This window comes from Rhizobium sp. SG2393, assembly GCF_042610495.1.
In the GTDB taxonomy this organism is placed as follows: Bacteria; Pseudomonadota; Alphaproteobacteria; order Rhizobiales; family Rhizobiaceae; genus RU20A.
Genome location: NZ_JBHGAP010000001.1, coordinates 412,338 through 425,002 on the forward strand (window position 1 = coordinate 412,338; position 12,665 = coordinate 425,002).

Annotated in this window: 8 protein-coding genes; 4 read left to right on the forward strand and 4 right to left on the reverse strand. The window is 63.7% G+C overall.

The window, feature by feature from the left end; translation table 11 throughout:
• Position 1 precedes the first annotated feature (1 nt).
• The 4 genes from ACED18_RS02025 to ACED18_RS02040 all read left to right on the forward strand — a co-directional run bounded on the left by ACED18_RS02025 (position 2) and on the right by ACED18_RS02040 (position 7,971).
• On the forward strand, positions 2–3,358 hold the full coding sequence (locus ACED18_RS02025; protein ID WP_377288503.1) for a c-type cytochrome: 3,357 nt from the start codon (positions 2–4) through the stop codon (positions 3,356–3,358).
• 282 nt (positions 3,359–3,640) lie between these two features.
• A complete protein-coding gene (locus tag ACED18_RS02030; RefSeq protein WP_377288505.1) occupies positions 3,641–4,543 on the forward strand; it encodes an OmpA family protein in 903 nt (300 codons plus the stop codon).
• Positions 4,544–4,546: 3 nt separating this feature from the next.
• Positions 4,547–6,343 (forward strand): caspase family protein, encoded by a 1,797-nt coding sequence (locus tag ACED18_RS02035; RefSeq protein ID WP_377288507.1) that lies wholly within the window; start codon positions 4,547–4,549, stop codon positions 6,341–6,343.
• Positions 6,340–7,971 carry a caspase family protein gene (locus ACED18_RS02040; RefSeq protein ID WP_377288509.1) on the forward strand — a complete coding sequence of 544 codons (1,632 nt, stop codon included), beginning with the start codon at positions 6,340–6,342 and terminating at the stop codon, positions 7,969–7,971. The genes ACED18_RS02035 and ACED18_RS02040 overlap by 4 nt, the downstream gene beginning before the upstream one ends.
• Positions 7,972–8,357: 386 nt before the next feature.
• Here the strand turns inward: ACED18_RS02040 and ACED18_RS02045 are convergent, their stop codons facing one another.
• The 4 genes from ACED18_RS02045 to ACED18_RS02060 form a co-directional block, all read right to left on the reverse strand.
• Positions 8,358–9,128: an amino acid ABC transporter ATP-binding protein gene (locus tag ACED18_RS02045; protein ID WP_377288511.1), complete on the reverse strand. Its 771-nt coding sequence runs from the start codon at positions 9,126–9,128 to the stop codon at positions 8,358–8,360.
• A gap of 15 nt (positions 9,129–9,143) precedes the next feature.
• Positions 9,144–10,301, reverse strand: coding sequence for an amino acid ABC transporter permease (locus tag ACED18_RS02050; RefSeq protein WP_377288513.1), 1,158 nt, complete (start codon positions 10,299–10,301; stop codon positions 9,144–9,146).
• 1 nt (position 10,302) lies between these two features.
• Positions 10,303–11,514 carry an amino acid ABC transporter permease gene (locus ACED18_RS02055; RefSeq protein ID WP_377288515.1) on the reverse strand — a complete coding sequence of 404 codons (1,212 nt, stop codon included), beginning with the start codon at positions 11,512–11,514 and terminating at the stop codon, positions 10,303–10,305.
• A gap of 96 nt (positions 11,515–11,610) precedes the next feature.
• A complete protein-coding gene (locus tag ACED18_RS02060; RefSeq protein ID WP_377290973.1) occupies positions 11,611–12,639 on the reverse strand; it encodes an amino acid ABC transporter substrate-binding protein in 1,029 nt (342 codons plus the stop codon).
• Positions 12,640–12,665 lie beyond the last annotated feature (26 nt).

Consider the following 12,665-nt stretch of genomic DNA (forward strand, 5'->3'; position numbering starts at 1 on the left):
CATGGGGCTGTTCCGCAAGATGTCGCAGGAGCATTCGTCCGAGCCGCGGTCCACCGGGGTCTTTGCCCTGCTGGTCGTCGGTTTCGCCGCGCTCGTCCACTGTTCGCCTGCAAGCGCCGCGCCGGAGCCTTTCGCGGATGATGCTTTCGCGACCTACAAGGCCAATCCGGACAATGGGAAATATCTCTTCAACGCCGCCGGCTGCGGCGCCTGCCATGGCTCGGGCGACAATACCGAGCTTCTGTCGGGCGGCATGGTCATGGATACGGCCATCGGCAAGTTCTACGCGCCGAACATCTCGCCCGGCGGCGCCGGCATCGGCGGCTGGAGCAACGCCCGCTTCCTGAATGCCGTGATGGTCGGCGTGGACGGCGAGGGCAACAATCTTTATCCGGTCATGCCCTACACCTCCTATGGCGGCATGAAGCCGGAGGATGTGCTTGATATCAAGGCCTATATCGACACGCTGCCGCAGTCGGATGCCGCTTCGAAGGAACACGAGATCGCCTTCCCCTTCAGCCGCCAGACGACGATCACGCTCTGGAAGCGCAGCCATTTCACCGTAGCGAGCTACCAGGCACGCGAGGAAACGCAGAAGGAGCGGGGCCGCTATCTGGTCGAGAATGTCGGCGGCTGCGGTGATTGCCACACGCCGCGCACCACCACCTACGGCCTCGATCTCGAACGCGCCTATCAGGGCGAAAAGGGCCTGACGGGTGCGGTGGCGCCCGACATCAGCAAGAACAAGATGGCGTCCGCCGATCCCAAGGCCTTCACGGTCGGCCTCATCGACGAGGGCAAGAAGCTCTCGGGCTCGCCGATCAATGATCCCACCATGCGCCACATCGCCAAGGGCCTGTCTATCCTCAGCGATGAGGACCGTGCGGCCATGTTCGCCTATCTCTCCGACAAGGAGCAGAAGGCGCCGGAGCGCGTCGAGCAGTCGCCGACGCCCGTCTGCACGGAGAAGACCGCCGATGCGGGGCTGGCGGGCGGCAATGCGGGTCTTGCCCAGCAGGCCGATGCCTTCATCGGCAAATACTGCCGCAACTGCCATGGCCCGGGCGAAAGCTCGCAAGGCAGCTATTCGAGCGGCGACCTCGCTTCGATTGCCGCCGACGCTGCCTTCGTTGTGCCGGGCGACGCCTCCAAGTCACGCCTTTATACCTCGATCTCCAGCGGCCGCATGCCGCTCGGCAAGCGCCCGACCGGCGAAGAGGTCAAGGCGCTGGAAGACTGGATCAACTCGCTCTCCAAGGCCGATGTGCCGCAGGCAACGGCGGCCTCCGCCCAGGAACGCACCCGCCCGATGCTGATGTACCGCGACTTCATCGAAGCCGCCGTCAACGACATCGGCAAGGTCAACGAACTCGACCGGCCCTATATCCGCTACTTCTCCTACCGCAACCAGTATAACGGCATGATGGGCTGCGAGAGCGACGCGACCTTCATGAAGCGCATGAACGTGCTGGCCGGCGGCTTCAAGAAGCTGCTGAACTCGCTGTCCTACGGCCCGAAGCTGGTTCTGCCGACGGAAGTCGATGGCACGAACGGCCTTCTGGTGCGCATCGACCTGCGCGATCTGCAATGGTCGCAGAAGGATTATGACGCGCTGATCAGCGAGTACTTCTACGGCGTCGATCCCGCCAGTGATCCGACGCTGCGGGCGCTTGCCAAGGAAACCCAGACGGTGCTGCCGATCATGCGCATCGACTGGTTCATGGCCAATGCCGCCAAGCCCAAGCTCTACAACTACCTGATGAAGCTGCCGACGCAGATCCGGGATCTCGAAACCCGCTTCGGTGTCAACGTGGACGAAAACATCCGCCGTCGTCAGGTCATCCGCGCCGGCTTTGCCGACGGCTCCTCGGGCGTGTCCGACCACAACCGCATGCTGGAACGCCACGACATGCCCTTCGGCGGCTATTACTGGAAGTCCTACGACTTTGCAGGCGATGCCGGCCGTCAGGTTCTGGCCCGCTTCCCGCATGGCCCGAAGGAGCTCGAGCCGCTCGATACCGGCCTGACCGCCTTCGAACATGACGGTGGCGAGATGATCTTCTCGCTCCCGAATGGCCTGCAGGGCTATTACCTCTCGACCAACCTCGGCAAGCAGCTCGATGTCGGCCCGACCGCCATCGTCTCCTTCCGCAAGCGGCCGATCGGCAAGGGTGTCGAGATCGTCAATGCCCGGTCCTGCTTCGATTGCCATGCCAACGGCATCCTGTCGAAGCGCGACCAGTTGCGCGACATCGTCACCAAGTCCACGCTCTTCACGAAGGACCAGCGCGACCTGCTGCTCGAAATGTACGTGCCGCAGGAAAAGCTCGACGCCGCCTATAATGAGGACCGCCAGCGCTTCGTGGCGGCTCTCGAAAAGCTCGGCGTGACGGAGCCGACACCTGACGGTCTGGCGCAGAGCATGCAGGCGCCCGGCAATACCGAGCTCGTGACCTACTTCGCCGACAAGTACGAGGATGAACTCGATTTCGACGCGGTGGCGGCCGAGTTCGACATGACGCCGAAGGACTTCTCCGAATCGATCCGCCGCGTGCAGGATGTGGATGCGCTCCGCCTCGGTCTCGACTGGATCACGACGCTGGAAGCCGGCGGCACGATCCCGCGCCTGGAAGTCGAGCTGCAATATGCCGTGCTGCTCTACCCGCTGATGCAGCTGGAGCCGCTGGACGTGAAGAAGGTCTACACGGCCGCCGACGGCAGCTACACCTATGACCCGACGGCACTCGTCAATCCGCAGAGCGGCGTGGCCCTTCAGGGCGGCAACCCCGAACTGCTGGCCCAGCCGAATGGCGTGCAGCAGGCGCAGCCCGCCCAGCAGCAGGCCACGCAGCAGCAGGCTCCCGCCCAGACCCAGCAGGCTGTGGCCTACACGCCGCCGGTTCTCGCCTACAAGCAGGACCCGCAGCCTTCCAAGCTGACGCTTGGCGCCTATGTGGGCTCTACTTCGGTGAAGGTCGGCGATCCGCTCTCCTTCGAGCTGTCGGCGAACGAGGCCTGCGAGTTGCAGGTGCTCTATGTGGAATCGACCGGCAACGTCGAGGAAATCCCGGCGGCGATGATCGGCAACACGACGCTGCAGCCGGGCGAGCGCCGGCAGATCCCGCAGCCCGGTTCCGGCTCCATCACCTTCGATGCGCCGGCGCCTGCCGAGACCATGATCGCCTTCTGCCGCGTCGGCGGGCTCGGCGACAAGCGGATGAGCGCCGACGACGCCCGCCGCCTGGTGGCCCAGTCCAACCAGCCGGCCACGAAGGGCATCGCCATCAACCTCGCCAAGAAGGCGGAGGCTGACAACGGCGCCAGCACGCTGAACATGGTGACCTTCGACGTGAAGTGACGGACACTGCGGGCGGCCTTCGGGCCGCCCGTTTTCTGTTGGGGCCAGCCTCATGCGCTGGCTGATATGATCTTGGTCGGCCCTGTTTCCGGATGTAAGTGTATCCCCGGAGACAGGGCCGATCGGCGGAAAGACGGTAAAAGCCTGTCAGTACGTTTCGGAAAGCGTCGGTCCGGCATTGGCCTATGGGCACCGTCCGGCGACGTGAAGCCGGAGCGGGTTTGATCGAATGCCGCGGCTGGCGCGGATCTCCAATTGTCCCTTGCAGATGGAACGGACACCATGCGCACGAAACATCTGATCCTCGCATCGATCCTCGCCATGTTGCCGGCCGCACCCGCGGCTGCGGCCTGCTCGGCGATTCAGTCGGCGGTCGATGCCATGAATGCAGGCAAGCCTGCGGACGCAGCTGCCGCAGCCGCGAAGACCGAGGGATGCTCGACGGAGGAGCAGACGATCGCGCTGCGCGTTGCCGGTGTCGCCGCCTTCAACGAGATTGCCACGGCCGTGGCCGGCGGCGCCCCGCTCGCAGGCTTCGAAGCAAAGCTCCAGTCGATCCAGACCGACTTTGCCTCGCCCTGGCAGGTGCGCGATGCGCTGGGCGACATCTATCGCAGCCAGAAGAAATATGCCGCTGCGGCTGATGCCTATCAGAGCGCGCTTGAGATCGGCTCGGATATGAGTGTCACGCCGGACTGGATGGCGCCTGACAAGGACTATATCGTGCGTCTCGACAAGCTCGCGTCCGAAATGCGGCTGCTCTCCAGCGAGCCGGTAAAGCTCGCCTCGCGCGGTCCCTGCAAGGTCAATTTCCGTGGCGTTTCGCTGAAGAAGAAATCGACCCCGGTGCGCTACGTCTTCGGCAAGGCGGACTTCACGCCGGAAGGCGAGGCCGCCGCCAAGGACCTGTCCGAATGCCTGCGCTCCATGGATGCGAGCGACATCGTGCTGATCGGCCATACCGATCCGGTCGGCTCCGACGAGGCAAACATGGCGCTTTCCATCGCGCGTGCCGATGCGCTCGGCAAATATCTGGCGCAGGCCGGCTATGCCGGCGGCTGGAAGGTGGTGGGCAAGGGCGAGAGCGAGCCGTTCAAGCCGGATGATGCAAGCGCCTACACGACCGACCAGTTGAACCAGCTCAACCGGCGCGTCGAGGTCGATGTGCTGAAGGCGGGGAAGTAGGCCGTGGCTTGCAGCGCTTCCTTCGGCCGCAGTCTCCGTCGTCTGGCCGGTCCGCTGGCCCTCGGCGCGGCTGCGTTTCTGCTGTCCGGCGCGGCCGGCGCGCGGGCCGAGACCTATGCCATCGTCGTCGGCATCAACCATTACCCTTTCGATGTCAGCCTCGATGGCGCCCTGCAGGATGCCGAGGATGTCGGCCAGGCGCTGCGCAAGGCCGGTATCGCCAATGTCGCGGAATTCCTGAACGAAAAGGCGGTGAAAGCCGATATCCGCAAGGCATGGCAAGACGAGGTGGCGCGTGCCGTCGCTGGTGACACGATCATCTTCCACTATGCCGGCCACGGCGCGCAGATGCCGGAGCTCATTGCCGGAGACGAGGCGGATGGTCTCGACGAATATCTCCAGCTGCCGGGCTTCGACCGCACGCGACCGGACGAGACCAAATCCGAGATCATCATCGACAATGAGCTGAACAGCTGGTTCCAGGAGGCGGAAGCCAAGGGCGTGCATGTGCTCTTCGTTTCCGACAGCTGCTTTTCCGGCGGCATGAGCCGGGCGGCGACCGGCAAGCTGCGTCTTGCCGCGCCCCTGAAGGTCAAGCTGCCGATCACCACGCCGGAGGCGGTGGAGGGCGCGAAGCTGAAGGAAAGCAATTTCCAGCTCGCCACGGTTCTCGCCGCCTCGCTCGAAAGCCAGCCGACGCCGGAGGTGGTGATCGGCAACAAGCCGCGCGGCGCCCTGAGCTGGAGTTTCGCCCGCGCTCTGGAAGGCGCTGCCGATCGCAATGGCGACAGGATCATCACCCGCGTCGAGCTCGAGAAATACGTCTTTGCGGTCGTGAAGTCCGAATCCGAAGCGCTGCAGGTGCCGAATTTCACCCCGCAACTGCCCCGCTCGGAGGATGAGGTCGTCATCCGCCTCGATTCCCGCGCCGTGACGCCGCAGGGCCAGACGACCAGCCAGCAGCAGCCGGCGATTGAGCAGGCCGAGACCCAGCCGGCGACGGAGCCCCAGACCACCCAGCAATCGACGGCCGATCCGGCGGTGCAGCAACCTGTCTCCGGTCAGGGTGCGACCACGCAAAGTGAGCAGGAGCAGGCGTCTGCAAGTGCCGGGACCGCAGAGACCGCCTCCCAGACGACGACCGAACAGACCGAGCCGGCAGCGTCCACCCCATCCGTGAGTGCAGCAGCGACGGACGGGCAGCAGTGGCGGCCCGTTTTGTCCCTCAAGGTGGTGGGGAATGCGCCCCCGCTCCAGAATGTCGCAAGCGACGGCGTGCCTTATGAATGGGACGTGGCGAGTGGTGTGTTCCGCACGCCGAATGGCGATGTGGCCGGTGAGAACATCGGCCCCGATCGCATCCAGTCGGTGATCGACAAGTTCATCCTGCTCGATTTCCTGAAGTCCATGTCGCTGCGCAATCCCGGAGAGGTGTCGCTGACCCCCTTCAAGGACATCTATGTGCGCGGCGACCAGATGAAGTTTTCGGTGCCCGACAGTGGCTACCGCAACCGCCTGGTCTTCAACCTCGCCAATACGGGCGAGGTGCAGTTCCTCGATCTGCAGATCGGTGCGGCGGCCGGTAATCCGCCGGCGCTGCAGCAGGTGGAAGTGACCGAGCCCTACGGCGCCGACCACCTGATCGTGCTGTCCACCAATGAGCAGTTGAAGCCGATCGGGGATGCCATGGCGAATGGCAGCCTGCCGCCGGCGACCCTGCTTGCCATGCTGCGCGGCCAGCTCGAAGGCACGGACACGGCCGTCGCCATCCAGCCCCTCTACACACGGGAAAATCCATGATGGTTTCGAAGATCCGCCGCCTTCGTCCGTTCCTGTCCGGCCTTGCCCTGTCCTGTGCCGGCGTCGCTGCCACCGGGCTTGCCGCGACGGGCGCGGCCGCGGCGGATCGTGCCCTGGTGATCGGCATCGGCACCTATCAGAACCTGCCGCCGGACCTCTTCCTGCACGGGCCGAAGAACGACATCCTTGCTATTCAGGGCCTGCTGACGAAGACGCTCGGCTACGCGCCCGACACCGTGAAGGTGTTGAAGGACGGGGAGGCGACCCGCGACGCCGTTCTCGGCCAGATCCAGTCCTGGCTGATCGACGGCACCAAGCCCGGCGATCGCGTCTATCTCTATTTCTCAGGCCACGGTCTCCAGGTGAAGGATCTGAACGGCGACGAGGAAGACGGCATGGATGAGGCGCTGGCGCCCTTCGACATCAAGCCCGGCGACACCGACTTCACCAACACCATCCTCGACGACGATCTCGAGCCGCTGCTGGAAAAGCTGAAGGACCGGCAGGTGACCGTCGTCATCGATGCCTGCCATTCCGGAACGATTTCGCGCTCGCTTACCGTCGATGTCGCAAAGGGGATCGAGGGTGCCCGCTATCTGCCGCGCCCCTTTGCCAAGCCGGTCGATCAAAAGCTGACGCGCGGCATCCGCATCGACACCGGCGTGATCGACAAGCCCGCCAAGCTGACCGAGGCGGGCATCACCACCTGGAGTGCCGCCGCGCCCTACCAGGTCGCCTGGGACGATACGCGCCTGCCGGAAGACAAGCGCAACGGCGTCTTCACCACCGCCTATATCGCTGGCTCGCAGCCGGGCAAGGCGGATGCGAACGGCAATGGCCTGATCTCGAATGCCGAACTCTTCGAATTCGTGAAGGCCGAGAGCGCCGCCTACTGCAAGACGCAGAAGAACTGCGAAAACCTCGATCCGCAACTGGAGACGCAGACCGGCGCCCTCGGCGCGAGCGTCGCCAAGCCGGAGGCGAAGCCTCAGACCGTGGTCGCGCCGGTGAAGATCGAGAACAACAAGGTCGAACCGCCGGCCGACGCCGCCTATGCCGCCACACCGCAGACCACGACACAGACGACGACGCCGGCAGCCACGACGGCCTATGCCGCAGCCCCGGCCTATGTGGATGCCAATCCCGTCGCCGCCGTGACCGATATCGTCGGCAAGCCGGACACCGGCGACGTCGTCGTCAAGATCGATCATGCCGGTGCGATGAAGAAGGGCGACGTGTTCCACGTCTCCGTGACCAGCAAGCAGGCCGGCAACCTCATCCTGCTCGACGTCAACGGCAAGGGTGAAGCGACCCAGATCTTTCCGAACGAGTTTGCCAAGAAGATCACGCCGCTGAAGCCGGGCAAGACCCTGACGATCCCGGACGACTATTACGGCTTCGATTTCGAGGCGGACGGCAATGGTGAGAGCGTCTTCGTGGCCCTCGTCGTCAGCGATCCCGTCGATCTGAAGGACGTGGCCCCCGCCACCCGCGGCCTCAAGGCGCCCACCGCCGCCCGCGACACGGTGGCGACCATCGTCGGCAAGCTCCAGAAAACCTGGACCGGCGATCTCGACACCCGCGGCATCAAGTGGTCGATGGGCACGCTGAAATATACGGTCGAATAGCCGGCGGGGTAGGGGCGCGGCGCCTGCGGTCGAGAGCGCACATGATCTCGGCCCCAGCTATTCTCGGCCCCCGAGCTGAGGGTGCGCCGACGGTGATGCGGAGGGCCGCTTGTATCTCGGGTCAAGCTCGAGGATTCGGATAGCGCCGGAGCCGCCGTCATTTCGTCAACACCTCAAGCGCCAAGGCTGCTGCGGTCCTTGCGATAGGGAAGGGACTTTACCCCACGCTTCGCCATCCTCGGTCGCGAGCCGAGGATCCATCTTGCAGACGCGGAGGCCCGGTGGATCAGCGCGTCGAGCTCCGCGCTATCGAGGGCATCCAATGCCCATCACAGCAAAACGGCCCGGAAATCCGGGCCGTTCGCGTTACTTCGTTATGCCATGCCTCAGTGCAGGATCTGGCTGAGGAAGAGCTTGGTGCGCTCGTGCTGGGGATTGTCGAAGAAATCGGTCGGGTTGTTCTGCTCGACGATCTGACCCTGGTCCATGAAGATGACGCGGTTGGCCACCTGGCGGGCGAAGCCCATTTCGTGGGTCACGCAGAGCATCGTCATGCCTTCTTCGGCGAGGCTCACCATGGTGTCGAGCACTTCCTTGACCATCTCGGGGTCGAGCGCCGATGTCGGTTCGTCGAAGAGCAGGATCTTCGGCTTCATGCAGAGCGCGCGCGCGATCGCCACGCGCTGCTGCTGCCCGCCCGACAACTGGCCCGGATATTTGTTGGCCTGTTCCGGGATCTTGACGCGCTTCAGGAAGTGCATCGCGATCTCTTCGGCATCCTTCTTCGGCATCTTGCGCACCCAGATCGGCGCCAGCGTGCAGTTTTCGAGGATGGTCAAGTGCGGGAAGAGGTTGAAGTGCTGGAACACCATGCCGACTTCGCGCCGCACCTCGTCGATCTTCTTCAGGTCGTTGGTCAGTTCGATACCGTCAACGACGATCGTGCCCTTCTGGTGCTCCTCAAGGCGGTTGATGCAGCGGATCATCGTCGATTTTCCGGAGCCCGACGGGCCGGCGATGACGATGCGCTCGCCGCGCATGACCTTCAGATTGACATCGCGCAGCACGTGGAAATCGCCGTACCACTTGTTCATGCCGGTGATCTCGATGGCGACTTCCGTTGCCGAGACGTTCAGTTTGCGGGAGGCTTCAGCCATTGTTTTCCCCTTTGGTTATCGTTTGTGGCCGGTGTCGAGGCGTCGCTCGATGAAGAGCGAATAGCGCGACATGCCGAAGCAGAAGATCCAGAACACGAAACCCGCAAAGATCAACCCGGTCAAGGGTGTGACGGGCGTGCCCCAGGTGGGATCGTTGAAGCTCGCCTTCACGATGCCGAGCAGGTCGTACATCGAGATGATGGCGACGAGCGAGGTATCCTTGAACATGCCGATGAAGGTGTTCACGATCCCGGGAATGACGAGCTTGATGGCCTGCGGCAGGATGATGAAGGTCATCTTGTGGAAGTAGCTGAGGCCCAGCGCATCGGCTGCCTCGTACTGTCCCTTCGGAATGGCCTGCAGACCGCCGCGGATGACTTCCGCCATATAGGCGGAGGCAAAGATGGATACGCCGATGAGGGCGCGCAGGAACTTGTCGATGTTGTTGCCCGGCGTCAGGAAGAGCGGCAGAACCACGCTCGCCATGAAGAGAACCGTGATCAGCGGCACGCCGCGGATCAGCTCGATGAAGGCGACGCAGACCGTCTTCATGATCGGCATCTGCGACCGGCGCCCGAGCGCCAGAAGGATGCCGAGCGGGAAGGAAACGACGATGCCGACGAAGGACAGGATCAGCGTCACCATCAGCCCGCCCCACAGCGAGGTCTCGACATAGGAAAGGCCGAAGGAGCCGCCGAGCAGCAGGAAGAAGGCGATGACCGGCATCACGACGAGAAGCAGGATCGCATTCAGCCCCTTGCGCGGCACCTTCGGCATCAGCAGCGGCACGAGCAGCGCCACGGCGATCACCAGCACCGTCAGTGGCCGCCACAGCTGGTCGCGCGGGTAGGAACCGAACATGAACTGCACGAAGCGGTCGCCCACATAGGCCCAGCAGGCGCCGCTCCAGCCTTCCGGCTGGATACCGCCGGCGACCACGGTGGTGCAGGCGGCGCGGTCGGCGCCGGTCCAGACGGCGGAGATGAACAGCCAGTGGATGGCCGGCGGCAGATACCAGAGGATGGCGAGTGCCGCGATGATTGTCAGTGCGCCATCCACTGGCGTGGCGAAGAGATTGCGCCGCACCCAGCCGAAGGCGGAGGCATCGCTGGTGGGCGGCGCTGCGGGTGCGATGAAGTCACGGCGGACAAAGGAAGTGTTCTGGTCCGTCATCTCAGCGCTCCACCAGGGCCATCTTGGCATTGAACCAGTTCATGAACAGCGAGGTCGTGAGGCTGATCGACACATAGATCAGCATCCAGATCGCGATGATCTCGATCGAGCGTCCCGACTGGTTGAGGATCGTGCCGCCGACGGCGACCAGATCCGCATAGCCCACGGCAACAGCAAGCGAGGAGTTCTTGATGAGGTTCAGATATTGCGAGGTCAGCGGCGGAATGATGATCCGCATCGCCTGCGGCAGCACGACGAGCCGCGTGGCATGGCCCGAACGCAGGCCGAGTGCGAAGGCGGCCTCCGTCTGGCCGCGCGAAATGCCGCGGATACCGCCACGCACGATCTCGGCGATGAACGAGGCGGTATAAAGCGAAAGCGACAGATAGAGCGCGATGAATTCCGGCCCGATCGACATACCCCCGCGCATGTTGAAATTGCCGGGAATGGCATAGTCGAAGCTGAGCGGCATGCCGAGCGCCAGGAAAACCAGAAGCGGCGGCAGGACGATGAGCGCGATGTTGACGGGAAGCACCGGCGGGCGGTGGCCGGTCGCCAACTGCCGCTTGCCGGCGTAGATCGCAAATGCAATCGCCGCGACGATGCCGGCAATCAGCGCATAGACGACGAAAGAGAAACCCTCGCCGAAGACCGGGGCCGGCATGTAAAGGCCGCGATTGCTGAGGAAGAAGATCTTGTCAGGATTGTCCTTGATGGTCTGGAACAGTTCGCGCACCGTGGGCAGCAGGGCGAGAACGCCGAGATACCAGAAGAAGATGACAAGCAGCGGCGGCAGGTTGCGGAAGAGTTCCACATAGGCCGTGCAGAGTCTGGCGATCAGCCAGTTGTTGGACAGGCGCCCGATACCGACCAGAAGGCCGACGATGGTCGCCGTGATGATGCCCCAGAAGGAAACCAGCAGCGTGTTGAGAAGACCGACCTCCAGCGCCCGGAAGAAGGTGTCGTCGGGTGTGTAGGCAATCAGCGTCTGCGCGATGTCGAAGCCGGCGCGGCTGTTGAGGAAGCCGAAGCCCGCCGTCATGTTGGCCCGCGCGAGGTTCTGGATGACGTTGGTCGCGGCGAAATAGACCGCCCAGACGATGATGGCGAGCGTCACGACCTGATAGAGGACGCTGCGCAGTGCAGGATTGTAGATAAGCGATACGGAAGGTCGTTCCGTCCCGCCCGGATTGTGGGCGTCGGTCGCTGCCATTCTTTTCCCCTGTATCAAGCCAAGCCCTTGTACCGGGCCCTTATTGGAAGGAGGGGCGGCGCTGGCGCCGTCCCTCCTGGTATCGATCGCCGAGGATCAGCGGATCGGCGGAGCGTACTGCAGGCCGCCCTTGTTCCACAGCGCGTTGAGGCCACGCTTGATCTTCAGCGGCGAGCCTTCGCCGACATTGCGCTCGAAGGCTTCGCCGTAATTGCCGACGGCCTTGATGATCTGCACGGCCCAGTCCTTCGGCAGGCCGAAATCGGCGCCGATGGTGCTGTCGGCTTCCTCGCCCAGGAAGCGCTTGATGTCGGGGTTTTCCGACTTCTTCATTTCCTCGACATTTGCCTGGGTGATGCCGAATTCCTCAGCCGTCACCATGGCGTAATGCGTGAAGGAAACCACGTCGAACCACTTGGAATCATTGCCGCGAACGGCCGGGCCGAGCGGCTCCTTGGAGATGATTTCCGGCAGGACGACGTGATCGTCGGGATTGTCCATCTTCAGGCGGATCGAGTAGAGGCCCGAAGCATCCGTGGTGTAGGCGTCGCAGCGGCCGGCCTTGTAGGCGGCGTCGGCTTCGCTCTGCTGTTCGAAGACCACCGGCTTGAACTCGATCTTGTTGGCGCGGAAGTAGTCGGCGAGGTTGAGCTCGGTCGTCGTGCCCGACTGGACGCAGATCGAGGCGCCGTTGAGCTCAAGCGCCGAGTTCACGCCGAGATCCTTGCGGACCATGAAGCCCTGGCCATCATAGTAGTTGATGGCGCGGAAGTCGAAGCCGAGCTGGCTGTCGCGGCTGGCGCTCCAGGTCGTGTTGCGGGCGAGGATGTCGATTTCGCCGGACTGCAGCGCAGGGAAACGGTCCTTGGCCGAAAGGGGGGTGAACTTCACCTTGGTCGCATCGCCGAAGATGGCGGCTGCAATGCCCTTGCAGAGATCGACGTCGAGACCGGTCCAGTTGCCGGACGAATCCTGGGCGCCGAAGCCGGCGAGGTTGGAGCCGTTGACGCCGCACTGAACGAAGCCCTTCGCCTTCACGTCGTCCAGCGTGCCGGCGGACGCGGCCTGCGCGCCCATTCCCAGCACGGCCGCGCCGATCAGCGTCGAGAGAATTTTCTTAGCCATCATTGAGCCTTTATCTTTGTCGTTGA

Excerpts from the sequence above, each read along its gene's own strand:
- ACED18_RS02025 (WP_377288503.1), top strand. The coding sequence starts at position 2 with ATGGGGCTGTTCCGCAAGATGTCGCAGGAGCATTCGTCCGAGCCGCGG.
- ACED18_RS02030 (WP_377288505.1), top strand. The coding sequence starts at position 3,641 with ATGCGCACGAAACATCTGATCCTCGCATCGATCCTCGCCATGTTGCCG.
- ACED18_RS02040 (WP_377288509.1), top strand. The coding sequence starts at position 6,340 with ATGATGGTTTCGAAGATCCGCCGCCTTCGTCCGTTCCTGTCCGGCCTT.
- ACED18_RS02045 (WP_377288511.1), bottom strand. The coding sequence starts at position 9,128 with ATGGCTGAAGCCTCCCGCAAACTGAACGTCTCGGCAACGGAAGTCGCC.
- ACED18_RS02050 (WP_377288513.1), bottom strand. The coding sequence starts at position 10,301 with ATGACGGACCAGAACACTTCCTTTGTCCGCCGTGACTTCATCGCACCC.
- ACED18_RS02055 (WP_377288515.1), bottom strand. The coding sequence starts at position 11,514 with ATGGCAGCGACCGACGCCCACAATCCGGGCGGGACGGAACGACCTTCC.
- ACED18_RS02060 (WP_377290973.1), bottom strand. The coding sequence starts at position 12,639 with ATGGCTAAGAAAATTCTCTCGACGCTGATCGGCGCGGCCGTGCTGGGA.